Raw genomic sequence first — 25,666 nt, forward strand, 5'->3', positions numbered from 1 at the left:
CACGGTCACCCCCGCGGAGATCGAGCCCACGGCCGCCCCGTACGGGTCGGCGAGCACCGTGTACGTCCCGGTCACCGGCAACGTGACCGTGTCGAACGCGCACGACGATTTGCAGTAGGTCGGCCGGAACAGGTCTGTTCCATCCGGGTTACGCACCGACGCGCGCGCATACCCGTTGCCCTCGAACGTCCCGTCCGTCAAGGCGAAGGCGATCCGCTGCCCCGCCGTCCCCGCGAACGACCAGATGGCGTTCTGCCCCGGCCCGGTCGTGGTCAGCTTCACCGGCGCCCCACCGACGGTCAGAGAACCGGTGACATCGCCCACGGTCACCCGCGCGGTGATCGGCCCCGTCCCCGCCTCGGTCGGATCGACGACGAGCGTGTAGGTGCCGTCCGAGGCAAGCGTGACGGTGTCGAAGGCGCAGGCCGTCGAGCAGTAGGTGGAGCCATACAGCGGCGTTCCGTCCGGTTTGCGGACCGAGGCGTAGGCGGGGCTGGTCAGCCCGCTGAGCGAGAACGCGATCCGCTGCTCGGCCTTCCCGGCGAACGACCAGGACACGTTCTGTCCGGGCACCGTGGTCGTCACCGTCGACGGCGCTCCGATCGCGACCGTCCCGGTGAGATCCGGCACCTCATACAGCCGCAGCGCGATCGAGCCGGTCTTCGCGTCCTTCGGATCCCACACCACCGAGTAGGTGCCGGTGGCAGGCAGGGTCTTGGTGTCGATGAAGCAGGCCTTGCCGCAGAGCTCCTGCGCCAGAACGGTCCCGTCGGGCTTCTTGACCCGCACGTACGCGTCGCTGAGGCTGCTCAGACTGCTGTCAGTGAACTCGAACGAGACCTTCTGCCCGGCTGTTCCGGCGAACGTCCAGATGCCGTACTGGCCCGGGGCGTCGGTCTCCAGCGGCACCTTCGGCCCGCCGATCACCGCGGTCTTGACGACGTCGGACGCGATCGTGCTCACGCTGAGCTTGTAGGCGCCGAACTCGTCGTCGTGCGCCGAGACGCGCAGCCGGTACGCGCCGGCCGCGAGGTCGTCGACGCGTTCGGCACGGCACAGAGCGTCGGAAGCGATCCTCGCGCCCGCGGCGTTCAACAACTCCCAGTTGAGCCAGTTCCCCGGGCACTCCTTCACGTCGACGAAGATCGAACCCGCCTCGGCCAGCGTGAACCGGTACTCGTCGAGCGCGACCTCGCTCTCCAGGTTGCCCGCTCCCGCTGCCGGAACGCCGTCCGAGGCCGTGAACGGCAGGGACACCGCGAACGTCTGCGGCGGGACGACGTCCAGGTGGAGCTTGACGTTGTCGATCCCGAACGCCTGGTTCGAGATGCCCGCCACCCCGTCCGCCGAAGTCTTGAACTCGATCTGGCTCTTCTTGTGGGTGACCGGCATGGTGATCCAGTACTTGGCCCACGGCAGGCCGGTCGCCAGCTTCCCGGTCGCCACCGGCGTCAGCGCACTCGGCGTGATCGTGTACGGATCGGCGCGGTCGGTCTCGACCTTGACCGTCTCGGTGTCCGGGTCGGACGCCCAGTCGCCCACGGTCAGCAGGTCGAAGCTCAGCGTACCGGTCTTGTGAGAGGGCAGCCCCTGCACGAAGAACCGGTACGAATCGGTCCCGCTGAACGGTCCGGCGAACGAACTCACCGCCGGATCGGTCGACACCCGCGACGGCCGGACGTTGGAGCTGAGCGCCCCCTGGAAATCGATCGCCAGGTCCCCGTTCCCGTCGACGGTCTGCGCCGTCGGATCGAAGGTGACCTTCTTCTGCTCGGCGGCGGCCTGCGCGAACGAGGTGTCCGCCGTGAGTGCGATGTCCAGGATGCAGTCGTTGAACTGGACGCCCGCGGAGACGCCGTTCGCCTCACACTGCGTCGTCGCCAGCTGGACCTGCTCGGGCGTCAGGTCGTAGATCGTCACGATGCTGGCAGGGAACTGCTTGTTCGTGAAGGTCGCGGTGCTCTCGCCCGGACCGTAGGTGAACAGCGACTCATTGTCGTCGATCCGCCAGGAGTCGGCGAAGCTGTTGTGCAGCACGGCCGGCGAGGCGTTGGCGGGCAGCTGGGTGCCGTCCCGCAGCCGCAGGTCGTTCTTCGGGTCGCCGTCGGCGTTGCCGAGCAGGCCCTCGAGATCGCTGTCGGGAGTCGGCGGCACGTAGAGGCTTGCGGCGCCCCGCCTCCAGGACAGGACGGGACCCTCCAGTCCGTCGAACATCAGGGCCCACTTGTCATCCTTGCGCAGGATGAACGCGTTCTTGCCCAGGTAGAGGAGCTTGTCGGTGTCGAGCGTGCGCTTCTGGTTGTCGATGTACAGGTCGTTCTCGTGGAACTCGACCAAGTGGTCGCCGGCCTCCATGGCGGCGTCGAACATCACCGACACGTCCCGGCCGCCGCTCGCGGGGCTGAGCCGGCCCTGGATGTCGAGGTTCCACTTTTCGGAGTGGGCGACGATGAACTCACCGACGGACTGCAGGTCGTAGCCCAGGCCGTCCAGGGTGGAGAAGTGCGGTTCGCCCTTCACGAGGCTGCCATGGTGGGAGAGCCACCACCACAGGATCAGGCCGACCAGCGCTATCGCGCCGAGCGCCAGGGCCGCCTCGACCGTGATGAAGCCGGCATCGATCAGGAACGCCCTGCCCGCCTGGCTGGCGAGGAACAGCTCGATCTCAGCGGTCAGCTCGGCTGCGGCGGCCTCGACGCTGCCGTAGGCGCCGATGTCCTCGGCGAGCGTGGTCGGGCCGACGGTCCGGATGCCCCTGATCAGCGGGAGAAGGTAGTCCGGCGGATCCCACTTGAAGTCATCGTCGTTCTCGTCCACGACCGGGATCTTGGCGGGCGGGCTGTTGGGATCTGCCGGGTCCTTCTGCCTCTCGCACTTGCGCTCCTTCTTCACCTCCCGGATGTCCAGGAGGCCGGCGACCGGCGTGGTGGCCCGGTAGGTGGACAGCTGGAACCCCTTGTTGCCGTCACCGAGCGGGCACGTCTTTTCCTTGCTGTAGACCTGGAACCAGTCCTCGTACGCGCCCCAGCGGTCGAGGACCCATCCGGCGCGGACGCCGTTGACGCCGTTGGCGGCGATCGCTCTGACGTACCGGCTGACCTGGCCTGCCCAGCCCTCATAGTCCGGGTTGCCCTTGACCTTGGCCTCGACCACCTCGGCGAAGGTGGTGCCGATGCGGTCGTAGTAGACGATGTCGGGCCGATCGCGGCCGTTGTTGAGGTACGTCTCCCACTGGACGTCCGGGTTGATGATCGCGCCGGGCTGCCCTGCGGGCGGCGTGGCACCGAGGTGGTCGTTCAGGTATTTGAGGGCCCGCGCCTGCCCGATGGCCTCGATGCCGCCGCCGCTGCTGCACTCATTGGGCTGCTGGTAGATGTAGGTGCCGAGCACGGGACGGCTGGTCAGGCAGTCCGCCTTGATCCGGCGGCGGGTGGAGTACATGCCATTGAACACGCAGAGTTTCTCACCGCTTCTGCCGTTCGCCCAGCTGTTGGTGTTCGGCGGGCACGGGGCGGCGGCTGTGGTCACCGCCGTTGCCGCTGCGGCCAGTCTTGCCGATAACCCCTCATGGACGGCTGATAACAGCGACGCCACAAGTACACTCACCATGATCACGCAGAGACGCCGCATGTATTCACCCCGAATAAAAGAGGCATAAAGATCGCCGGCGGGAACGGTACACCATGAAGATCAGCTCGCGACAGATCTTGAATCGCCACGCTGCGTGACCGTTGACTAGGCTGCGGTCCGGATCCGTTCTTGGGAGGTACCGTGGTCGTCGACCGGTCGTGGGAAATCGCATTCGACGCGCTGGCTTCACGGCAGGTGCGGGCGGCTCGGATGGTCGTCGCCGCTCAAGGCCTCGATCGGGACGCCGTCTTCGTGTTGGACGCCGACAGCGACGAGTTCGTGAACGTACCGGGGCTCCCGGCGCGTCTCTCCCGGGAGACGGTGTCGCTGTCCTCCGACGGGACGCAGCTGGTTTTCCTGGCACGGCAGGACGACGGCGCGGGACCCAAACGGGTGGTGCTGTACACGCTCGCCACCGCAGCGCGGCAGGAGTTCGCCTCGGACGACTTCATGCGGGCGGCGCTCTCACCGGACGGCAGCCGGATCGCCGTCCTGGCCGATCTGTCGAACGGCCCCGGGATCCCGGGCGTGGGCGACGAGATCGCCGGCATCGCCCTCATCGAGACCGCCACCGGCGCCCGGCAGCTGCTCTGGTCCGCCGAGGGCTACTGGGAGGAAGCCTCCGTCAGCTGGTCCCCGGACGGACACCTCCTCGCCGCCACCTATCTGACGCTGGACGACGTCCTCACCACCGTCGTCCTCGACCTTTCCGGCAAGACGATCGGCGTCTACGAGGATCGGGTCGCCCTTCCCGGGCCGCACTCGGTCTGGATGTCCGACCGGGAACTCATCGTCTACGCGGAGCCCGACGACGAGAGCCCTCTGATCAGGATCGACGTCCCGACCAGGAGCGAGCACCGCTTCACCAGGCGAAACTTCAGCGCCTATCTCGCCATCGCCGGTGGCCGGGTCGTGCGTCCGGGGTCTTCGCCCGAGCGGTTCGTCACGACTGACCTGAACGACGCCGATGAGCGGCCCTTTCTGAACTTCAGTCCCGCCGTGTCGATCGACGCCCTCGACATGGCCCCGTCCGCCGTCAGGTGACCCGACCCGCGTCCACAACCGAAGTCCTTGGCTGGCTCACTGAGTACATGACCTCACTGATGACGCCGCCTTCGGGCTATTCCACCAGCGCGCCGAATACGTAGGTTCCGGGAGCGTCCGGGTCGTCGCCGGCCCAGAACTCCGTCCAGTGGATGCGGAACTCGTCGCGGGTGAGGTGGCCGTCACCGTCCAGGTCGAGGCGCGGGAAGATCTCATCGGTCGCCGAGGGCGCCCCGTTCCACGTCTCAATGAGCGCGCCGTATTCCGAACAGGAGATGAGGCCGTCGCCATTGAGGTCGATGGCCTCGAACATCGCGTCGGCGGTGCCGGAGACCGCGTCAGCCATGTCATTGAGTCCTTCCACGACGCGAAGCACATCGTCGAGGGAGACGGCGTCATCGCCGCCAGAGCCGGAGGCGGCCCGGAGCACGGGCCACCAACCGGTCATGATGGAGGCCAGTCGCTCTGGGTCGACGGATCCCGCGACGGCCGTCCAGCGGTGGGCGAGCGCCTGGAAGTCGGCCTGGGTCAGTCGGCCGTCGCCGTCCACATCCATCGCCCGGAAGACTCCGCCAACCTTTCTACGCTGGAACTCACTGGCCACATCCGCCTCCACTCTTCGGGAGACTCAATGCTCTCGGGAGATCACTAATCGTCACCATAGTCATTTGAGTGACGGGTTCGTTACGTATCGTGGGGGCGCTGGGTTCCTGACGCTCCACCCCAGGGTGGCACCCGCCAGCCTCTTGGCCGCCCGTCCCGAGCTCGGCCGTAGCCAGGACACCCCCAGGCCCGAGCGATGGGGTGTCGATCCTGCGCCGGACGGCAAGATCGTCTGGTTCGTCTGCGGGGAAGGGCAGGCTTCAGGAACGAGTCGTTGGCGTCCGAGATGGCTTGTCCCAGGCGCTCGAAGCAGTGCGGGTTGCGCGACCTGCGTGACTACAAGGCCGCCTCGGGCGACGACCGCGACCGGTTCAATGCGGCCGGCCCATTCAACATCATCGCTGACTCACTGCGCCTGAGCGACTTCACCACCGACCAGATCGCCGAACTCTACGACCAGCACACCCAGGCGACCGGTCAGGAATTCACCAAGGACGCGGTGGAACGGGTCTTCGAGCTGACCCAAGGACAACCCTGGCTGGTCAACGCCCTCGCCCATGAGATCACCTTCAAGATGGGGGTGACAGGGACAATCGGTGACGAGCAGGTGGAGGACGCAAAAGAGCGGCTGATCCGGGCACGCGCCACCCACCTGGACTCCCTGGCGGCCCGGCTGCACGAGCCTCGGGTCAAGCGGGTGATGGAACCGATCGTGGCCGGCGACCTCTACACCGACCGCACCAACTCCGACGACCTGTCCTACGCCCGCGATCTGGGCCTGATCACGCAGAAACCTCCGCCGGAGGTGGCCAACCCGATCTACCGGGAGGTCATCCTGCGCGTGCTGGGCGACCTGACAGAACAGAACGTACACGCCGACCCGCACAGCTTCGTGCTCCCCGACGGCCGGTTCGACCTGCCACGCCTGCTGGAGGAGTTCGTGGTGTTCTGGCGCGAGCACGGCGAGGTCCTCATCCAGCAGGAGGGTTACCACGAGGCCGCGTGCCAGATCATCCTCATGGCCTTCCTGCACCGCCTGGTCAACGGCGGTGGCTACCTCGACCGTGAATACGCCGCCGGCACCAAACGGCTGGACGTGCTCGTTCGCTGGCCGTACAGCGGCCCCGACGGTGGACGGCTGATGCAACGCGAGGCCATGGAACTGAAGGTGTGGCGACCCGGCGCAGACGACCCGAAGCCCGAGGGTCTGGCCCAGCTCGACCGCTACCTCGACCGGCTGACCCTGCCCACCGGCGTCCTGGTCATCTTCGACCGCCGCCCCGAAGCCCCACCCTGGAAGGAACGCGGCGGCTTCGATCAGGCCACCACCCCATCCGGCCGAGAGGTCACCGTCCTGCGAGCGTGACGGGTGCTTACGCGGTGAGCCATCGCGATCGTGCGTGATCGCTGGCCCGGCGAAGGGCTCGCCCGGACTCTGGTGATCCGCCGCTCGCCTCCGGAGGGACCCGCATGCCGCAGCTCGCCTTCGCCAACAGTTCCTGGGAGAGCTTCGACGCTCTGGAGAAGCCGGTCAAGGCGGGCGTGCGCAAGGCCATGAAACGGTTCCAGCAGCTCTCCATCGCCGGTCTGTACGCCGACAAGGGCCTGCACCTGGAGTCGGCGGTGAACGCGCGAGACCCGCGGATGCGTACCATCCGCGTCACCGACGTCTGGCACCGGACGACGGGACCGACACGTTCTTGCTGCTGAACGTCGTGCCGCACGACGAGGCCTACGGCTGGGCGGCCAAGCGGCTCTACACCGTCAACTCCACCACGCACGCCCTGGAGGTGCGGAACGTCGTCGCCATCGAGCAGCTCACCCCGGCCCTGGAGCAGGCGGTGGCCGAGGCGCCGTCGCTGCTGATCGCCAAGCACTCCGACACCGTGCTGCGCGGTCTCGGCATCGACGACCAGGTGTTGCGCGCCGTACGCTGCGGTGTGTCAAAGGTATTCATTGAGGTTCTTCTTTCAGGGGGGAAGGGTTGCTTACGCACTGATGGAGACGCCGAACTCCGCCTCGATGACCTTGAACATGGGGTCCCAGGACTTCCACTCGGTGTTGGTGTGCACGGCGACGGTGTGCCGGCCGTCGGGGGTGCCGACCGCGAAGAAATAGGAGCCCCAGAAGCTGCCGCCGATGCCGCGCAGCGTCCGGCCGCCGGTCGCCTCCCTGTCGAACTCGAACACGCCCAGGCCGTAGCGGGCGTGCGGCATCCAGTAGCTGCCCTCGGTGGAGACGGTGGTCCACATCTGCCGGTGCTGGGCGGGCGGCAGCAGGCTGCCGCTGGTCATCGCGTTGAAGAAGCGGATCATGTCCGCCGTGGTAGAGACGACGTTGCCGGCCGCGTAGCCCAGGGAGGAGTTGAGCACGGTGACGTCCAGGGGAGGCAGGCCGGGCTCCTCGAGCAGCGATTGCCAGTTCTCCGGGGTGACTGCTGCCGGGTCGGCGCCGTCCTTGAGGAACTGGTGGGAGTAGCCGCGCGGGTGCGGAGCGGGGTAGGTGGTGTCGGTGGTGGGGCGCACCCGGGTGTGGGTCAGGCCGAGGGGCTGGACGACCCGGCGGTCGACCTCGTCGGCGTAGCTGTTGCCAGTGATCTTCTCGATGATCGCGCCGGCGATGTAGAAGCCGCCGTTGGCGTACTCGAAACGTTCGCCGGGCGCACCGACCGGCGGCTGGGACACCGCCACCCGCAGCAGTTCTCCGGTGCTGAAGGTGTCGAAGCGATGCTGGTCGAACCCGGAGCGGGTGGCATAGCGGTAGCTGACCTCCGGGGCCAGGCCGGTGGGGAACAGGCCGCTGGTGTTGCTGAGCAGGTGCCTGATGGTGATCGTGTCGCCGTCGTAGCCGTTGACGTCCAGCACACCGGGCAGGTGGGCGTTGACCGTGTCTTCGAGGCTGAGGCCGCCCTCGGCCTCCAGGGCCAGGATGGTCGCGGCGGTGAAGGCCTTGCCGCTGCTGCCGGTGTGGAAGTACTCGCCCGGCACGCGCGGGGAGCCGGTCTCGATGTCGGCCACCCCGGCGGTGCCGAACCAGGTCCGGTCCCCCTCCTTGACCTCGGCGACGATGCCGGGGATGCCGACCTCGGCCACCGACCAGTCGAGCACCTGCTGCACGTTCTCGTTCGCTGCCATCGCACTGCCTTCCGGGTTGTTCTTCCGATGTCCTCGACGATGTCCGGCAGCTCTGACAGGCGGCTTATATCCCGCTTCCAGCCGCAGTGGCGGGCTGTAAGGGAGTGCTTGATCGGTAGCCTGGAGCGCAGGCGGATTGCGGCGTTGGGGCCCGGTTCTGGCGTGTGCCGACGATGGCGCGCCGATCGACCTGGGCGGCACCAGGGTGCGCGCTGCCCTTGCCGCGCCCGAGCGCCAACGCACCGCCCAGCGTCGCCCCGAGCGGGTGCCCAACGGCATCCGGCAGGGTCGGCTGCGTCGCCTGCGCGGCCCGTTTTTGATCAAACCGCTTTCCTTGTCACCGCCGACTCACCAAATGAGTCGCCGTCTTGTCGTGCTGTCGGCGCACCATCTCGGTGATCCAGACGGGCGCGAACGGAGACGTGCAGCCCGGGGAAGTCGGGTAGTCCTTGAGCACCGCCAGGCGCTCACCGATGTCGATTGCACGGGCGCGGTGCTCGCCGTGCTCGATCCCGATCTGAGCCAGACAGTGGTTCATCGCCCACTGCAGGCGATCTGGGGCGTCTTTCATCTCCGCCTCGATGACGTCGAGCAGTCCTGCGAGGTCGAGGCCTTCGGGCTTCTTCGTCACGCGTTCGGTGGTCAGCGCCCAGCCGGCACTCGCGACCACCGGATCCGGATCGGCGGACCAGGCCAGGCGCAGCTCCTCGGAGTGCGGGTTCTTCTTCACCACGTAGTTCACGAGCCAGTCGTGCACCTTGGGTGCGCGCGCCTCGCGCACCATGACGTCCAACTGGTCACGCTCGAACGCCTTCGGGCGGCAGATCAGGATCGCCAGCAGTCTCGCCGCGGTGTCATCCGTCTCCCAGAGCCGGCACGCGAGTTCCTGCTGCGTCTTCAGTCGCTTCGCGAGCGCGCGCAACTTGCTGAGGTTCACGCCGTGATCGTCACCGTGTTTCTCGTTCACCTCGCGTGTCTTCGGGTCCTCGAGCTCGGCCAGCTCGGCCATCACCTCCGCCATCGTCTCCGTCAGCGTCGTCTCGACCACCTCGGCCTCCTGTCCCTCACGTGCGGGATTCAGCCTGCGCTCGTTGCTGCCCGTCACTTCGACCGTACAGCTCTCAGTCGTCGGCGTCGGGTCAGATGGTGTAGGGCCAGCAGCGAGGTCCATGTCAGAGCGAGCGCGATGGCGATGGCGAAGGCGACATTGGCCGGCCGGGCGCCGGGCAGAACGAAGATGGAGATCCAGGTCGCCAGGAAGAGCGCGCCGGTCACCCGGCCGAAGGCGGCCCAGCCGTAGCGGCGAGCCGCGGCGAACCGCCGGGCGAATACGAAGCACGCGGCGATCAGTGCGATGAAGGCGACCCCGGCGACAAGGACGTGCATCAGTCCGTGCCAGCTGATGCTCGTGGGTGCGCCGAGCGGCGTCCCGGGCGGGAAGCCGTCGACAGGGTCGGCGGAGAAGACGGCCCCGGCGGTCATCCCGGCGCCCAGGATGCCGATCAGCCGCGGCCCCCAGGTGCCGCCCCAACCCGACGCCGGGCCCAGCACGCGGTGCAACCCGATCGCACATGCGACGAACAGCAGGCCGCTGACCAGGAAGTTGCCGATCTGGATCCATCCCAGGTCGCCATTGCTCAGGATGCTGGCCGGGTACCGGCCGATGTCGAATCCGCTCCTGGTGAGCATCTGCACAGCGACCACGACGATGTAGAGCGGGCCGGCGATGATGCCGCAGATCAGCAGCGTCCTCGTTGACCCGTCGGCCGCGGCGGGCGCCGTGTCCGCCGCTGTGGTGGTGTTCTTGGTCATCGAGCCGGCCTTTCCACGGCACGCGTCACGCGCACCGGCACCCGCATGAGTTGTGAACCGTGCGCTTCCACCAGGCGGAGGTCAGGCATCCTCCCTCCCGGTGGTCTCGGCAGCGTAGTGCCGCACGCCGAACGCGATCGCGGCGGCAGTGTCCTCGTCACTGGCGTCCCAGGCGGCCTGGATCAGCGATCCCCAGGCGTCGCAGCTGCGGGGGTCGAACTCCTTGACCTCAGGCGTGTCCTCCCAAGTCGCCAGGTCGAGCCCCGCGCCGCGAAGGTGGCGGTCCAGACCCGGCAGGGCGAGGTCCCAGCCGATGCCGATGGTGCCGCCGGGCCCGTAGGCGCGAGCCATCTCGTCCACGATCTCGGCGGGGCTGTTCCCGATCTCCCGGTGGATGGCAGTGCTCTGGTTGACGATGTCGATCACGTATCCTCCTCGTTCTCTGTCGTCGGATGTCCGCCCGCAGCGGGCGCCCCCGTGGTGGTTTCGCGCTGGTCGCGCTGTGCATGCTGGTCGCGTCGCTCGCGCGTGCCGCGCGCGAGTTCGGTGCCCAACGCGTCCAGATGCTGGGTCCAGAACCGGCGGAAACGCTCCAACCACATGTCAATCTCCTGCGGCGGCGCGGCGTCCACGGCATAGAGGCGGCGCGCGCCTTCCGCTCGGACCGTCGTGAACCCGCTCGCTCGAAGCACACGCAGGTGTGGAGACACTCCCCGGCTGGGAGCTCCCGATCTCTGCCTGGATGATCGCGGCACTGCGTCAGTATTGCGCTGGCACTTATATAAGTCAAGGCGTATATAAGGATTCACTACAAAGACCTGATCGAACGGAATATCTTCCTCGGCGAACTCTGCATGACGTGGTGCCGGGCGAGCTCGGCCGGCGAGGTGATCCGATGGGTGATGGCCGGCGACTGGACGGACGGCCACAACTCAAAACAATGCGTAGCGCGTTACTTCATTTCCGCCGCGATGTCGGGGAGCGTGGACGGTACGCCCATCTCTGCAGGGAGGACGACGTTGTCGACATCCGCGGGACAGGAGCCCTCTTCCCAGAACGTGCCGTTCCTCGATGTGCTGGATCCGGCTTTCGACTTCGGCGCCCCCGAGGTCTTCGCGGCCCAAGCGGAAAGCTGGTACGCGACAAGCCCCATAGGCCTGCTCGTGCTGCGATATGAGCAGGCCAACGACCTCTTACGCGACCGGAGGCTGGACCACAACGGCAAGCGGTACCTGGAGACGAACGGGGTCTTCGACGGTCCGATTTACGAGTGGTTCGTCCCCATGATCGTCAACCATGAAGGAGAGGATCACCGCCGCCTGCGCCGCCTGATGAGCAGGGCGTTCACCGCGCGCACAGTGGAGAGCCTGCGGCCGTTCATCCGGGCGCAGGTCGAGCAGCTGGCCGAGGGACTGGCGTCGGCCGAGGCGTGCGAGTTCGTCGAGGACTTCGGCTCCCGGCTGCCGCTGGCGGTCATGTGCCGGTTGCTGGGCGTGCCGCCCGAGGACTACGACGTCTTCGGCACCTGGACCAGAGACATCGGCCTGGTCTTCAGCCTCGCGGCCGGGGGCGATGTCGTCTCCAGGGTGGAGGCCGCGGTACGCGGTCTGAACGACTACGCCGACTTCCTCATCGAGGAGAAGTCGGCCAGGCCCACCGACGACCTCAGCTCCGCCCTGGTCGCGGCCTATCAGGCCGACGACGGCCGCGTCAGCAAGGACGAGCTGCGCAATCTCCTGGTCACGCTCGTGTTCGGCGCGCAGGACAACACCAGGTACCAGCTCGCGAACGCGATGGTCGCCTTCTCCGAGCACCCCGACCAGTGGACCCTGCTGGGGCGGCAGCCGGAGCTGGCGGCCCAGGCCGTCGAAGAGGTGATGCGCTGGCTTCCCTCGGCGGGCTCCATCTACCGGTTCGCCGCGGAGGACTTCGACTACGAGGGATTGCACATCACGCACGGCACCTTCCTCACCATGTGCGTGAGCATCGCGCAGCGCGACCCGCGCGCCCACAAGAACGCTGATCGCTTCGACATCACGGCTGTCAGGGACAAACCCCCACTGCAGTTCGGCGCCGGCCCGCACCACTGCCTGGGCTCGGCCCTGGCCCGCGTCGAGATCGGGGAGGCGCTCCCCATCCTCGCCGCACGGCTGGGCCCGCCCTCCGTTGTGGGGCCGATCACCTGGCAAGGCCCCCTCGGGATCCAGGGCCCGGATGCGCTGCCGCTGCGCTTCGGCTGATCAGGACCCGCCGATATCCCTTGCCATGGATCAGATGTTCGTGGATGACGAGGGCCGGATGTGAACCGCCCCGACTTTGATGGAGACCTTGATGTGCCCCCGGTTGAGTGGAGGTGTCGCTGCAGTCGGCGCAGGCCGTGCTCGATGCTCTGCCGAGGGATCTGTACGAGCCCGCCACCGTCATCATCGACCGGCAGGGCCGGTGGCCGGTGGAACTGCAATGCGTTGGTCTGCAGCGTCGTACAGCTTGGCGACTCGAACGAGCCCGCGCTCGAAGCCCGCCGGGGTCGTAGACGTCGGCCAGCTGGACCTGGGCGGCAGGCTCGCCGTGTCATCGCAGCGAGTCGGCACCCTGGTCGGGGCTGTGGTCGGCGCGGTGGGTCATCAGGCGGTCGGGGTTCGGCCAGCGTACGCCGTGGGCCCAGCCTGCTCGCTCGAACCAGCGGATCAGCCGCGCGCTGGGGTCGAACTGGCCCTTGAGCACGCCATGCCGGGCGCAGGTCGGCTCCACATGGTGCCAGTTGTGCCAGCCTTCGCCGAGCGTCAGCATCGCCACCCACCACACGTTGGACGAACGGTCCCTGGTGCGGAACGGGCGGTCACCGAAGGTGTGGGCGATCGAGTTCACCGACCAGGTGACGTGGTGCACCACGGCGTAGCGGATCAGGCCGCCCCACAGGAGCGCGCTCCACGCGCCCGACCACGACATCGACCACAGCCCGCCGACGGCGGCCGGGAGCGCGAACGACATGAGAACGACCACCGGGTAGGCGGCGTCGCAACGTCGCACGTCCGGGTCGGTCAGCAGGTCCGGCACCCAATGCCGGCGGCTGGAGCGCTGCTGGGCCGTGTAGAACCAGCCGATGTGGGCGTGCAGCATGCCGCGCAGCAGTGCCGGGCCGCTGTCGCCGTAGCGCCACGGCGAGTGCGGGTCACCTTCGCGGTCGGCGTACTTGTGGTGGCGGCGATGCTCGGCGGCCCACAGCGTGAGGGGGCCCTCGACGGCCATGCCGCCGGCCAGCATGAGCGCGATCCGTAGCGCCCGGTTGGCCTTGAAGGCGCGGTGGGTGAAGAGGCGGTGGTAGCCGATGGCGATCCCGAAGATGCTCACCAGGTACATCGCGACCGCGATGACCAGGTCGCGGGGGCCGATGCCCCAGCCCCAGGCGGCCGGCACCGCGAGGGCCAGCAGCAGCACGGGCAGGACGACCAGGACGATCAGATAGGCGGTGCGGCGGCCGGTGGTGACCGTCACCGTCTCCGCCGTGCCCGGCTGCGGCATGGGTGACGTCACGTTTCCTCCCATGAGCGGTACAGGACGATCCGGCTCCCTATTCAACGGCCAGGCCCACGGACTGCGGCAATGTCCCGACAGTAACGGAGTGATTACCGTCAGGAAGCAAAACACTGCACTCGGTCGTCATGAAGAAAAGGTGTGACGCCTCCCTAGATTTTGATTGCACAAGGTGATCAACCTTGTGCGCTCCGACATCATGCGGAAGGTCCACGGAATGGGTGCTGTCGATCAGGCGACCACGGGCGGCCATCTGGAGAGATACGACGAGGCGCTGGCCAGGGACCCGATGTCCGCGTTCGGCCTGGTCCGGGAGTGGATGCGTACCGACTGGCGGAGCCTGTTCGCCGAGTTGCGCGAGCGGCGCCCCATCTTCGTCACACCCGCCTTCACGATCGTGACCCGCTTCGCCGACGTCGCCGAGGTGCTCTCCCACGAGCAGGTCTTCTCGGTACGTGCCTTCGGTCCGCGCCTCGACGCCGCGCTGGGCGCCCCGTTCATGCTGGGCAGGGACGCCACGCCGATGAACTGGCGGGAAAAGGGCCTGATGCAGCTCATGCTCGACCCGCGGGACGCGGCCGACGTACGCCAGCTGGCCGGCTGCCTCGCCGACGAACTGCTCGACGCCGCCTGGCCCGACGGGCGCCTCGAGGCGGTCAACGGGCTGTTCCGCCCTGTCGCCCTCGGCGTGTGCGCGCGGTATTTCGGCGTTCCCGGGCCCGATCCGCAGACCCTGGGCCGGTGGACGCGGGCCATCGTCGCCGACGGCTTCGCCAACTTCCTCGGGGATCCGGAGATCCAGGCCGCGTCCGTCAGAGCGGGCAGCGAGCTGATCGGATACCTGCGAGACCGCCTCGCCGAGCACCGGGCCACACTGCGCGCCGGACGGGACCTCCCCGACGACGTCTTCACCCGCCTCGTCCGCTCCTCCCTGCCCGCCGTGACCGACGACCGCATCGTGATCAACATGGCCGGACTGCCGCTGGGCTTCGTCGAGAGCGCGCCGGGGGCCATGGTCGAGGCGGTCGAGCAGCTCCTGCTGCGGCCGCGGGTGCTCGCGAAGGCCGCGGCCGTCGCCGGAGACCCCGAACGGTTCGATCCGTACGTGTGGGAGGCACTGCGGTTCAGCCCGTTCTTCAAGCTGCTCCCCCGGCTGTGCGAGCGCGACCATGTCCTGGCCGGCGGCACCTCGCGCAGCACGGTGATCCCCGCGGGCACGTTCGTGCTCGCGGCGCCGGCCTCCGCCATGTTCGACGCGGCCGTGGTGCCGGAGCCCGACGCGTTCCGCCTCGACCGGCCTCGCCACCATCAGCTGTTCTTCGGCTCCGGTCATCACGCCTGCCTCGGCGTGCACGTGGCCGGCCCGGTGATCGCCGAGACCGTACGCCGCCTGCTGCTGCGTCCCGGCGTGCGGCCGCTCCCGCCGCCGGCGGGCCGCGTCGAGCGATCACTCGGGATCTTCCCCGACACCTTCGCCCTCGGGCTCGGCGCCGAAAGGCCCGGCGGCGAAAGGCCCGGCGACGACGGGAGGGAAGGCTGACGATGGCGGCGAGCCGAGCACGCGCACGCAGCATCGCCACGGATGGTCTCGCCAACCGGCTCAGGTTCCTGGCCCTGACCAACGGCCGGCCGTTCTGGGACCTCGTACAGAGAAGCCAGCCGGTCCGGCGCCGGATCAACGCCTCGCTGATCGACCATGCGATCCGCGAGATGCCGCCACGCCCCGAGCCGCTGAGCACCATGGCCGACTACACCTCGTGGGCCTCCTTGACCGACCGCACCTACAGCGGCAGGCATCTGCCCCCGATCCCCGTGGCCGGGAGGAACCTTCCCACTCCCGAGAGCGCCGGCGGCCTGTTCACCCGTGGCGAGTCCATGATCCCCTGCCCGCGCTCCACGGTGCTTTTCGCGTACTTCGCCCAATGGTTCACCGACGGGTTCCTGCGCGGCGACACCAACATCCCGCGCGACCCGCGCAAGAACAGCTCCAACCATCACATCGACCTGAACCAGGTGTACGGCCTCGACGAGGCGGCGACGGCCGCACTGCGCACGTTCGACGGCGGGCTGCTCAAGAGCCAGCTCATCAACGGCGGCGAGTTCCCGCCCTACCTGTGCGAGAACGGCAAGATCAAGCCGGAGTTCGCCCCGCTGAGCGTCATCCGCTTCGACCAGCTCTCCGACGCGCAACGTGACACGCTGTTCGCCACCGGCAGCGACCGGGGCAACGGCCAGATCGGCTTCACCATGCTCACGGTGCTGTTCCTGCGCGAGCACAACAGGGTGGCGCGGCTGCTCGCCGGGGAACATCCACGCTGGGACGACGAACGGCTGTTCCAGACGGCCCGCAACGTCCTCATCGTGCTGCTGATCAAACTGGTCGTCGAGGAGTACATCAACCACATCACCCCCTACCACTTCCGGTTCACCCTGGACCCGCGGTTGTCGGCGATGCTGGCCCACGCACCCTGGCACCGGCAGAACTGGGCCTCGGTGGAGTTCAACCTCGTCTACCGCTGGCACAGCCTGATCCCGTCCCACCTGTCGGTGGGCGGGCGCGACCTGCCGATGGCCCAGACCTTCTTCGGCGGCGCGCTGATCCCCGGCCCCGGCCTCGGGCGGCTGTTCGAGGACGCCTCCCGCCAGCGGGCCGGCCGCATCAGCCTGTTCAACACCGACCCCGTCCTGCAGGTGGTCGACGTGGCCAGCATCGCCGACTCCCGGGCGCTCGGCCTGGCGCCGTACAACAGCTACCGCGAGCACTGCCGCTTCCCCAGAGTGCGTGCCTTCGAGCAGATCTCCGGCGATCGGCGGGTCAGCGGCGCGCTGCGCGAGCTCTACCGCGACGTGGACGACGTCGACCTGTACGTCGGGCTGTTCGCCGAGGAACCCGGATCCCCCGCCGCGATCCTGCCTCCACTGTTGACCAAGATCATCGCTATCGACGCCTTCTCCCAGGCGCTCACCAACCCGCTGCTGGCTCCGCGGATCTTCAACGCCGCCACGTTCTCCCCGCAGGGCGTGCGGGTCATCGCGGCCACGCGCACGCTGTCGGACGTGCTGCGCCGCAACACGCCGGAGGACCCGAGCCCCCGCCTGGTCAGCATGTCCCGGCGGACCCGGTCATGACCGGGGAGCACGATCCGGCCGCCGGGCCACTGCGCGCCGTGGCCCGGGAGCTGGTGGACATCGCGCTCACGATCCAGGATGCGGCGGCTCACGCCACCGCCGCGCTCACCGACGACGCGCTGCTGCGTGCCCTGCCGCACGCTCCCTCGGCGGCCCTGCCCGCCTACCGCGCGCTGCTACGGGCCACGACGAACGGTCAGGGCCTCGGGTACGCGTTCACCGGCCGCGGGCTGGCCACCGCGGCGGCCAAGGCCGGTGCCATGCTGGGGACCGAGAGTCTGGCCGTACGTGTGCTGGCCACGTCGCTGCGGTTACGCGTGGCAGCCGTGGCGGTCACTCACCCCGAGCTGACCGGGGACCCCATGCTCGCCCGGCTCATCGACGCGGCCGCCGCCGACCGCGATCTGGAGGCCGTCCGGGCCCTGCGCGCCCTGCTCAAGGACCGTGGTGCGGTGCGCGCGCTCAGCCAGCTCGCCCCGGTCTTCGGCGAGGTCCTCGCGCTGCGCGCGCTGCTGGACGAGAACCCGCTCAACGACGCCACCGCCTGGCTCATCGCGACGGGAAAGGGCTTCGCCACCGCCGATCCGATCACCGGCATGAGCAACAGGGCCATCGCCGTTCTCGACACCGGGGAAGGCGCCGCACGCCGGATCGAGCTGACCGCCGACGAGTCCGCCCGGCTGTGCACGCGGGGGTCGCTGCTCGGCTTCCTGACCAACATCAGCACGATCGGCACCACCGGGCGGGCCCTCATCCAGAGCGTCGAAGGACCCGACGGGGTGATCCGTCACGTCCTCCATGCGCCGGGCATGCGAGTGGGACGTCCCGACGGCGAATCGCCCCAGGACCTGCTCGGCGCGTTCAGCAGCGCCGTCCTGTCCAGCAGCCCCTACAGCCGCGCCCTGGCCGAGGCCGTCGCCGACTACGGGCTGCCTCCGGGCGCCGAACTGGCGCTCGTCGGACACAGCGCGGGCGGGGCGGCGATCATGAACCTGGCGCAGGACCCCGACTTCTGCGCCCGGCACACGGTCACCCACGCCGTCGCCGTCGGCTCGCCCGTCGACTTCAAACGCCCCGCCGATCCGCGCACCTGGGTGGCCAGCGTCACCAACCAGCACGACATCATCCCCACCCTCGACGGGCAGGGCGCCGGCACCTGCTTCAACCTGCACCCCGGCTGGTACGTGGTCGACTACGCCGACTCCACCCACCTGTTCCCGCACTGCCACAGCATCGAGCGCTATCTCGCCAACATCGCCGACGACCTGCCCGAGGCTCGCGATCTCATCGAGGAGCGGCTCACGCCGTTTCGGGGGCAGGTCGTGCGTTCCCAGGCGTACCTGCTGTTCGACCGCCCGCCCGACCCGGAGGAGTTTCCCTTCCTGACCGTGCCCACCCGCGCCGTGGACGGTCCCGAGGGAACCGTCGAACTGCCGATCAGGTGCCGCGACGGCAACGCGCTCACGGCGTACTTCGCCGCGTGCCCGGCAGCGGCGGCCCGCCTGCTGGAGGGCACGGGGCTCGGTCCCGCCGTGCAGGTGACGGGCCGTGCGCTGGTCGCCGTGCACATCGCACGGAACCGGCACACCACTGCGGGGGGCTATGGGGAGTTGCAGGTCGGCGTCGTCGTGCCCGGCCCGTTCCGTCGGCGCTCCCGCTCTCCCGTCTGGTCCGGCCCGCTGAGGCGACGCTCCTGCCTTTCCGTCTGGCCTGACCTGCTGCGGGCGGCGGACCTGCGCCGCTCCGGCAGCTTCCTCGTCGGCTCCGCGGTCGACACCACGAGCGTTCGCGCCCTCAGCCCGCAGTTGTGGGGTGGCGAGACGTACCTGACGCCCCTGGAACTCCGGCTCGGCACCCGGTCCGCCCACGTCACCGTCGACCAGATCCTCACTCTGCGTGGGCGGCTCGGTCCGGGACTGCCCCTGCGTGATCCCGGCCTGGTCGGCTATACCCGCGAGGCCGGTGCCGTGCTGCGATCCTGCGTACGGACCCGCGGGCAGGCCCGGCTGCACGCGGCGCCGTCACTGCGGCTGGTCATCGAGCCGCTGTCGGCCCACCCGCTGGCCGACCAGCTCCGCGAGCTCGCGCTCGACGGCGCCCGCCCGTTGCTGTGCCTGTCGACCACCACCCGCCAGACGCTCCGGGACGCCGCCGTCCCGGTGCCGCCGGGCTGACGGAGGAGCCATGTCCGCCCAGATCACCGCGATCATCGCCCACGCCGAAGTTCTGCGTTCGGACGCCCGCGCCCTCGCTGCCTGCGCCGAGCGGCTGCGCGCGATCGAGGCAGAGCTGAGGGCCGGCGGCGGGGCACCGCATTGGCTGCACGCGTCGGTGACCGCCCACCTCGCAGCCTGCGCGGCGGCCGCCGCCGACCTGGAGACGTCCGCGCAGCGCCTGAACCGCTACGCGGACGAGGCGAGAGCCCATGACCGGCGCGGCCCGCCACACGCGGGCCATGTCGAGGAATGAGCGGGTAGGGCCCGGTAGGCCTGCCCAAGAGCCACAATCCGCACGGGGCCGCTGTCGTTTCCGGCGATTCCACAGCCCTGCCCAGTGCGACAATGTTGTGCGGTCTGCGCCGGCAGACTTTCGGCCGGAGGATCGCCGAGCTGATGCGCATCTCCTCAAGCACGTGGGAGCCGCGTAGTCTGCCGAGGATGGAGAGCGCTCTGTCCCGAGGCCCGGAACGGCAGGTGGCCGAGGCATTCATCGGGCTGGCCGACACGCTGGTGACCGGGTTCGACATCATCGACTTCATGCACACCCTGGCCGAGCAATGCGTCAGCGTGATCGGTGTCGACGCCGCTGGAGTGCTGGTGGCCGATCCGGCGGGTCAACTCCAGGTGATGGGTGCTTCCAGCGAACAGAGCCGGGTCCTGGAGTTGTTCCAGCTGCAAAGCGACGAGGGGCCGTGCCTCGACTGCTTCAACTCCGGCCTGGCGGTGCACTGCGCCGATCTGGCGGCAGCCGATGCCGCCCGAGGGTGGCCGCGCTTCACCCAGCGGGCCCGCCTGGTCGGCTACCGCGCGGTCAGCGCGCTGCCGATGCGGCTGCGCGGCCAGATCATCGGCGCGATGAATCTGTTCCGGGCGGCACCCGGCGAGCTGGATGCTGGAACCGCGGCGCTGGCTCAGGCCCTGGCCGACATCGCCACCATCGGGCTGCTGCAGGAACGCGCCATCCGCCAAGCACAGGTCCTGACCGAGCAGCTGCAGCATGCGCTGAACAGCCGCGTGATCATCGAGCAGGCCAAGGGCATCGTGAGCGAGCGCCACGCACTGCCCATGGACCAGGCGTTCACCGCGTTACGCCAGCACGCCCGCAGTCACAACCAGAACCTGACGGATCTCGCGCATGCCATCGTGACCCGCGCCATCGAGCCCGACCTGCGGCCCCCCGGCTCAGACGTCACCTCCGCAGCCGATCGGCGGCATCCGCCACAGAAGTGATGCCAGAAGACGAGTGCCGGCACTACTCGACGATCTTCGCGAGCCTGACCACGGTACCCTCCTCGCCACTCTCGAAGCTGACCCCGTCACTCAGCTGAGTGATCAGCCACAGGCCACGCCCACCGACTCCCTCATGTCCGGGCATCCGTGATTGATCCAGATATCCCGCCGGAATGCCCGGCCCCTTGTCGCTGATCTCGCAGCACAACGATCGGCCGGCCCGCCACAGCCGCACCCAGCCGGACCCGCCGCCATGACCGACCACGTTGACCACGACCTCGTGCACCGCCAGCACGAAATCGTCATGGTCGCCGCCCCTCAACCCGTGATACCGGGCATGAGCAGCCAGAGCACGCCGCAGAGTGGCAACATCGCCCGGACCGAAGCTCCACGCCATCACTGGCCGGCTGAGGTCACTTCCGTCCGCCCCGCCGGCCACCACACCGTCAGTCATGTCACACCGGTAGATCACCGGCGACCAGGCGCGGGCCAGGCCGAGGGACCTGACGCACCAGGACCAGCCGCATCCGCGCAGGCGCGATGACCGAGCGGGGCGGCCTTGGCACCTGCTCCCTGCGGGCGATGCGGCCGCTTCTTACGGCCTGGATGGCCGTACCGGAAGTGGGTGCCGCCGCAGTCGGTACGGAAGAAACCCGACGGAGGGTAAATCTGCGCGCCTCGGACATCTTGGCCCTCATCGTTTCGCCCGCGAGCGTTTACGGGCAGATGGTGACCACCGGGGTCCGGGGCAGTCTGACTGTGTCTACCATTACCCGCGAGCTGCCCAGCAAACCGCGCATAGTCGCTCAAGTCCCCTACCGCTCAGTCAGGCGACCACAACGATCCGGCTACTGGACCAGGCTTGACCGGGACCCGCGCAGGCCCCTCACCGGTGCTGTGACCGGAGACCGCTCCGCGGTCGGCACGGCCTCCGCCGCTTGTGCCGTCCGGTCTCCATGTGGACGGGAAGCGGTCATCAGTTTGGGAGATGAGCTGGGCGCGAACTGCCCGTTTCCCTCGACTGCCTGATCCTGCGCACCTACCGCGAAGTCGCCGACTGATAGTGTCAGGTAGCCGCAGACCACCGCTATCGGTTGAGGGTTGCGACCGCCGGGCCCCCGTATGAGGGCGGGCCCCCGGTGAAGGCTCCGGGTTCCACCGCACAGGCAGACGGGGTAGCCGTCTTCACCGAGCGAGCCGCATCGGCATCCATTCCGGTGCGGCCGGATGACCGAAAGGCACGGCAGTTGGCCCTCACATACGGCTTTCTCAGCACTCACCCGCCCACCCAGTGCGGACTCGCGACCTTCAACTCCGCCCTGGCCGCCCATCTCACCGGGGATGGCCGCTTCGGCGGGATCGTCCGCGTCACCGCGGAAGGCGACGACGAACGGCCGCAGCCCGGGGTCGTCCACACCTGGACTCCCAGCAGCCCCGGCGGCTGGCAGGCCGCAGGCGCCGCTCTCGAGGACTTCGACGTGGCCATCGTGCAGCACGAATACGGCATCTACCCCGGCGCGGACGGCCAGGACGTCCTGCCGCTGCTGCGTTGCCTCGCCGTACCGAGCGTCGTGGTCCTGCACACCGTCCTGGCCGGGCCCACTCCCCGGCAGAAAGCCCTGCTCGAGGAGATCGGGGCCGCCGCCGGCGCGATCGTGACCATGACCTGCACCGCTCGTGACCGGTTGACGGCCGGTTACCAGGTGGACGCCGGCAAGGTCTTCGTCATACCGCACGGAGCCGCTGACCACTTGCGGGTCCCGGCTCGGCGTCGTTCCCGTCCGCACCTGCTCACCTGGGGACTGCTCGGACCCGGCAAAGGCATCGAGTGGGCGTTGCGCGCGCTCGCGCTCCTGGGCGGTCTCGACCCGTCACCGATCTACACGATCGCCGGAAAAACCCACCCCAAGGTGCTGGAGCTCCAGGGCGAGGCCTACCGCGAAGGCCTGCATGAGCTCGCCACTCGGCTCAGGGTGTCCACGGCCGTACGCCACGACCCCGTCTACCGGGATCAGGACTCGCTGAGCCGACTGGTCCGCTCGGCGGACGTCGTCGTGTTGCCTTATGACTCGGCGGAGCAGGTCACGTCCGGTGTCCTCATCGAGGCCGTGGCCGCGGGCGTGCCGGTCGTCGCCACCGCCTTCCCGCACGCTGTGGAGCTGCTCACCGGCGGTCCAGGACTGCTGGTTCCCCACGGCGACCCTGCCGCTCTCGCCTCCGCCGTACGCCGTGTCCTCACGCAACCCGGGCTGGCCGACGATCTCACCGGACGTACCCGCGCCCTGATCCCGACCCTGCTGTGGCCCGCGGTCGCAGCCCGATACGAGAGGCTCGCCCGGTCTCTCCGCGCGAAGCGGCCGACCGCGACAACCGCGATGCTACCGTGAGCACCGCCGCTCCCGGTTTCAAGCACCTGCTACGGCTGAGCGACGACACCGGCCTGTTCGAGCATGCCCGGGGAGCCGTCGCCCTGCGCCACCACGGTTACTGCACCGACGACGTCGCCCGCGGGCTGGTCATCGCCAGCCGGGAACCGATCCGTGCCCACCGGCTGATCCGGCTGGTCGAGTGCTACCTTGCCTTCCTCACGAACGCTCAGGATCGTTCCGGTGCCTTCCGCAACCGGCTCTCCTTCGACCGGCGGTGGCGTGACGAGCCAGGCGTCGGCGACTGGTGGGGCCGGGCGATGTGGGGTCTGGGCACCGCGGCGGTGCGCAACCCCACTCCGTGGATCCGGAAGGAGGCTCTGCACGCCTTCACGCTCGGAGCCGAACAGCGCTCCCCGCATCCACGCGCCATGGCCTTCGCCGGGCTCGGCGCGGCGGAGGTCCTACGCGCCAGCCCGGACAGCACCGCGGCCGCCGCCCTGCTGATGGACGCCGTGGAGGCTATCGGCGCTCCCTCCGAGAACCCCTCCTGGCCGTGGCCACAGCCATCACTGACGTACGCCAACGCCGCCCTCGCCGAAGTTGTCATCGCGGCCGGAGACCTGAGCGATGATCGGCAGCTGCTCAGTAGCGGCCTGCGCATGCTCGCGTGGCTGTGTGACATCCAGACGACGCACGGCCGGCTATCGGTCGTGCCCGCCGCAGGCTGGCGGCAGGACGCGCCGAGGTCCCGCTACGACCAGCAACCGATCGAGGTGGCCGCGCTCGCCGACGCCTGCGCCACTGCCGGACTCGTGACCACCGACCCCGCGTGGCAGGAGAGGGTACGCCGGTCGGTGGCCTGGTTCCAGGGCGCCAACGACGCCGGTGTGCCGATGTGGGACCCGGCGACCGGCGGAGGATACGACGGCCTGACCGAGCACGGTCCGAACCTCAACCAGGGCGCGGAGTCCTCCATCGCGCTGATCTCCACCATGCAGCATGCCAGGTGGCTCTCATGACCAGCGGGGAGCTGGCCACCCGGCTCGGCCCGACGCTCTCTTCCGACCCGCGAAGAGTGATCATCAAGCTCTTCGTGCCCGGTGAGGACGCCGCGCTCACCCGTACCCGGGCCGCCGCGCTGATCGACCGCATCATGCTCCTCGACCACGACCAGACGACCGAAATGCTCCAGCGGACGCTGCAGCGATTCGGTGGCCGGCACCATGACCTCGAAGCGACCTTCGCCCATCACCACGACCTGGTCCGCCATCGCGTCCCGCGCGACGTCGACCTGTCCCTGCCGGCCCAGCTCCTCGTGGGTGCCTACTTCAGCCACGAGTACGCCGTGGAGGCCGCGGCGGTGTGCAATCCCTCGATGGTTCCGCATCCCGACCAGTCCGGCCTGCGCCCCGGACAGCTCCGCACGGCGATCAGCCTGCGGCAGATCGGCGAGGGGCACCTGTCATCCATCGGTTTCGCCACGGCACTGCTCGGGCCCGGCTCCGAGCTGGCCATCGCCGACCGCTCGGGAACATTGTCCGTCGGACGCCGGCACCCGGCCCACCACCGGCGCGACCTGCTCGCCGCCGGGCTCTCCGACAACGCCTGGGACAACGAGGTGACGGCCAGCATGCTGCGATCCCTGCCGGAACGTTTCGAAGACGACGGCTTCGAATACGCGATCGCCCAGCTCCCCGCTGATCTGCTCACCCGTACCACCACGCAGCAAACCCTGGAAGAGATGCGCCGCGCGACGCGCTCCGAGTACGCCGTGGCCTTCCCCACCGATCTCCCTCTTCACCGGCGAGTCCTCTGGCCGGCGACCCCGGCCGAGTGCAACGGCATGGAGGACGCGCGATTCGTGCGAATTGTCGACGAGGGCGGCAGGCCGTCGTACCGGGCCACCTACACCGCCTACGACGGGCAGCACATCCGTTCGCACCTGATCACCAGCGACGACCTGCGCCGTTTCGAGATCACTCCCATGCGCGGCCCCGCCGCCGTGAACAAGGGCATGGCGATCTTCCCACGACCGGTCGGCGGACGCAGTCTGGCGCTGTGCCGTTCCGACGGTGAGACCATCGGTCTTACGACGCTCGACCGGCACAACAGATGGCAACGGCCGGTACCCCTGCACACCCCGTGCCGGGACTGGGAACTCATCCAGGTGGGCAACTGCGGATCCCCCATCGAGACCGGCTTCGGCTGGCTCGTCCTGACCCACGGGGTCGGCCCCGTACGCGACTACGCCATCGGCGCCCTGCTGCTCGACTCCCATCAACCACACCGTGTCATCGCCGAACTGCCCGGCCCGCTCCTCACCGCCGACGGCGCCGAACGCGAAGGCTACGTGCCCAACGTCGTGTACTCCTGCGGCGGCCTGCTCCACGATGGCGCCGTGTGGCTCCCCTACGGGGCGAGCGACACCCGCGTCGGATTCGCCCGTGTGCCGCTCGACCCCCTCATCAAGGCAATGCGCCGACCACGGTGACGGATGACGCGGCAGAGGTCACTCTTCGGCGGGCCCGGCGGGACGCCGGCTCACTGCCGGACGGCGCCTTGTCGTCACGTCTCGTCACCGAGGTCGCCGCCCCAGGGCGACGAACATCCGCGTCACGTTTCCCGCCGCGACAGCGCAGCCAGCTACATCCACCCTTGAACGGTGTAGGCAGCGAGGTTCCGAGCCGCCCTTGGCTTCGATCTGCAGGCGGACTCACGGTGATCCGGTCTTCGCCGCCGGATGGGCGAGGTGACGAAGGTGTGCCGGCCCAGGTGGGCGGTGGCTTCTCCTTCCAGGCCCGCGCGCTTACCGATCGCGATGAGGGCTTCGGGACGCGGCAGGTTACTGGGCTGACCACCGTGGCGGGGCGGCGGCGCCGCACAGCCCCCCCCCCCGGAGGGCGGCGCGCAAGAAATAAAAAAAAACGGATAACGACGTGGAGTGGAAAAGTAGTTATAGCAA

Annotated in this window: 22 protein-coding genes; 12 read left to right on the forward strand and 10 right to left on the reverse strand. The window is 68.9% G+C overall.

Going from position 1 to position 25,666, the window contains the following annotated elements; translation table 11 throughout:
* A partial coding sequence (locus tag AB0J64_RS51740) for a VWD domain-containing protein (protein ID WP_364044991.1) occupies positions 1-3,453 on the reverse strand: 3,453 nt, incomplete at its 3' end.
* Positions 3,454-3,771: 318 nt separating this feature from the next.
* Between AB0J64_RS51740 and AB0J64_RS51745 the strand changes: the two genes are divergently transcribed.
* The gene (locus tag AB0J64_RS51745) at positions 3,772-4,674 is read left to right on the forward strand and encodes a hypothetical protein (protein WP_364044994.1); all 903 of its coding nucleotides are present in this window, start codon (positions 3,772-3,774) and stop codon (positions 4,672-4,674) included.
* A 76-nt stretch (positions 4,675-4,750) separates the two neighbouring features.
* Here the strand turns inward: AB0J64_RS51745 and AB0J64_RS51750 are convergent, their stop codons facing one another.
* Positions 4,751-5,278, reverse strand: a complete 528-nt coding sequence (locus tag AB0J64_RS51750) for an EF-hand domain-containing protein (protein WP_364044997.1) — start codon at positions 5,276-5,278, stop codon at positions 4,751-4,753.
* 318 nt (positions 5,279-5,596) lie between these two features.
* Between AB0J64_RS51750 and AB0J64_RS51755 the strand changes: the two genes are divergently transcribed.
* Complete coding sequence (locus AB0J64_RS51755) at positions 5,597-6,643, forward strand: hypothetical protein (protein ID WP_364045000.1); 1,047 nt, start codon at positions 5,597-5,599, stop codon at positions 6,641-6,643.
* 104 nt (positions 6,644-6,747) lie between these two features.
* Positions 6,748-6,987, forward strand: a complete 240-nt coding sequence (locus AB0J64_RS51760) for a hypothetical protein (RefSeq protein WP_364045003.1) — start codon at positions 6,748-6,750, stop codon at positions 6,985-6,987.
* Positions 6,988-7,033: 46 nt separating this feature from the next.
* Here AB0J64_RS51760 and AB0J64_RS51765 read toward each other — a convergent pair whose 3' ends face one another.
* From AB0J64_RS51765 to AB0J64_RS51790, 6 genes are all read right to left on the reverse strand, one after another.
* Positions 7,034-7,234: a hypothetical protein gene (locus AB0J64_RS51765; protein ID WP_364045006.1), complete on the reverse strand. Its 201-nt coding sequence runs from the start codon at positions 7,232-7,234 to the stop codon at positions 7,034-7,036.
* A gap of 31 nt (positions 7,235-7,265) precedes the next feature.
* Positions 7,266-8,411, reverse strand: a complete 1,146-nt coding sequence (locus AB0J64_RS51770) for a serine hydrolase domain-containing protein (RefSeq protein WP_364045009.1) — start codon at positions 8,409-8,411, stop codon at positions 7,266-7,268.
* Between the two features lie 337 nt (positions 8,412-8,748).
* Complete coding sequence (locus AB0J64_RS51775) at positions 8,749-9,420, reverse strand: DNA alkylation repair protein (RefSeq protein WP_364045054.1); 672 nt, start codon at positions 9,418-9,420, stop codon at positions 8,749-8,751.
* A 92-nt stretch (positions 9,421-9,512) separates the two neighbouring features.
* Positions 9,513-10,223, reverse strand: coding sequence for a DUF998 domain-containing protein (locus tag AB0J64_RS51780; protein ID WP_364045012.1), 711 nt, complete (start codon positions 10,221-10,223; stop codon positions 9,513-9,515).
* An 81-nt stretch (positions 10,224-10,304) separates the two neighbouring features.
* Entirely contained in the window at positions 10,305-10,649 is a 345-nt protein-coding gene (locus AB0J64_RS51785; protein ID WP_364045015.1) for a hypothetical protein, read from the reverse strand.
* Positions 10,646-10,855 carry a hypothetical protein gene (locus AB0J64_RS51790; protein ID WP_364045018.1) on the reverse strand — a complete coding sequence of 70 codons (210 nt, stop codon included), beginning with the start codon at positions 10,853-10,855 and terminating at the stop codon, positions 10,646-10,648. The genes AB0J64_RS51785 and AB0J64_RS51790 overlap by 4 nt, the downstream gene beginning before the upstream one ends.
* Before the next feature lie 387 nt (positions 10,856-11,242).
* On the opposite strand from AB0J64_RS51790, the gene AB0J64_RS51795 reads away from it, so the two are divergent.
* Positions 11,243-12,463 (forward strand): cytochrome P450, encoded by a 1,221-nt coding sequence (locus tag AB0J64_RS51795; protein ID WP_364045021.1) that lies wholly within the window; start codon positions 11,243-11,245, stop codon positions 12,461-12,463.
* A gap of 331 nt (positions 12,464-12,794) precedes the next feature.
* Here the strand turns inward: AB0J64_RS51795 and AB0J64_RS51800 are convergent, their stop codons facing one another.
* Positions 12,795-13,757, reverse strand: a complete 963-nt coding sequence (locus AB0J64_RS51800; RefSeq protein WP_364045024.1) for an acyl-CoA desaturase — start codon at positions 13,755-13,757, stop codon at positions 12,795-12,797.
* A gap of 217 nt (positions 13,758-13,974) precedes the next feature.
* Here AB0J64_RS51800 and AB0J64_RS51805 point away from each other — a divergent pair, with 217 nt between their 5' ends.
* The 5 genes from AB0J64_RS51805 (at position 13,975) to AB0J64_RS51825 (ending at position 20,335) form a co-directional block, all read left to right on the forward strand.
* The gene (locus tag AB0J64_RS51805; protein ID WP_364045027.1) at positions 13,975-15,297 is read left to right on the forward strand and encodes a cytochrome P450; all 1,323 of its coding nucleotides are present in this window, start codon (positions 13,975-13,977) and stop codon (positions 15,295-15,297) included.
* A gap of 2 nt (positions 15,298-15,299) precedes the next feature.
* Positions 15,300-16,886 (forward strand): peroxidase family protein, encoded by a 1,587-nt coding sequence (locus AB0J64_RS51810; RefSeq protein ID WP_364045030.1) that lies wholly within the window; start codon positions 15,300-15,302, stop codon positions 16,884-16,886.
* Complete coding sequence (locus AB0J64_RS51815) at positions 16,883-19,060, forward strand: hypothetical protein (protein WP_364045033.1); 2,178 nt, start codon at positions 16,883-16,885, stop codon at positions 19,058-19,060. Before AB0J64_RS51810 ends, AB0J64_RS51815 begins: the two co-directional genes overlap by 4 nt.
* 10 nt (positions 19,061-19,070) lie before the next feature.
* Positions 19,071-19,355 carry a hypothetical protein gene (locus tag AB0J64_RS51820; RefSeq protein ID WP_364045036.1) on the forward strand — a complete coding sequence of 95 codons (285 nt, stop codon included), beginning with the start codon at positions 19,071-19,073 and terminating at the stop codon, positions 19,353-19,355.
* 224 nt (positions 19,356-19,579) lie between these two features.
* Complete coding sequence (locus tag AB0J64_RS51825; RefSeq protein WP_364045039.1) at positions 19,580-20,335, forward strand: GAF and ANTAR domain-containing protein; 756 nt, start codon at positions 19,580-19,582, stop codon at positions 20,333-20,335.
* Positions 20,336-20,357: 22 nt separating this feature from the next.
* Here AB0J64_RS51825 and AB0J64_RS51830 read toward each other — a convergent pair whose 3' ends face one another.
* Positions 20,358-20,789 (reverse strand): ATP-binding protein, encoded by a 432-nt coding sequence (locus tag AB0J64_RS51830; protein ID WP_364045042.1) that lies wholly within the window; start codon positions 20,787-20,789, stop codon positions 20,358-20,360.
* A 793-nt stretch (positions 20,790-21,582) separates the two neighbouring features.
* Here AB0J64_RS51830 and AB0J64_RS51835 point away from each other — a divergent pair.
* Genes AB0J64_RS51835 through AB0J64_RS51845 form a run of 3 tightly spaced genes read left to right on the forward strand, consistent with a single transcriptional unit; the run spans position 21,583 to position 25,195 of the window.
* Complete coding sequence (locus AB0J64_RS51835; RefSeq protein ID WP_364045045.1) at positions 21,583-22,722, forward strand: glycosyltransferase; 1,140 nt, start codon at positions 21,583-21,585, stop codon at positions 22,720-22,722.
* Entirely contained in the window at positions 22,719-23,723 is a 1,005-nt protein-coding gene (locus tag AB0J64_RS51840; RefSeq protein WP_364045048.1) for a glycosyltransferase, read from the forward strand. The genes AB0J64_RS51835 and AB0J64_RS51840 overlap by 4 nt, the downstream gene beginning before the upstream one ends.
* On the forward strand, positions 23,720-25,195 hold the full coding sequence (locus AB0J64_RS51845; protein WP_364045051.1) for a glycoside hydrolase family 130 protein: 1,476 nt from the start codon (positions 23,720-23,722) through the stop codon (positions 25,193-25,195). The genes AB0J64_RS51840 and AB0J64_RS51845 overlap by 4 nt, the downstream gene beginning before the upstream one ends.
* The last annotated feature ends 471 nt before the right edge of the window (positions 25,196-25,666 follow it).

The sequence above is a fragment of the Nonomuraea sp. NPDC049695 genome (assembly GCF_040674955.1).
In the GTDB taxonomy this organism is placed as follows: domain Bacteria; phylum Actinomycetota; class Actinomycetes; order Streptosporangiales; family Streptosporangiaceae; genus Nonomuraea; species Nonomuraea helvata.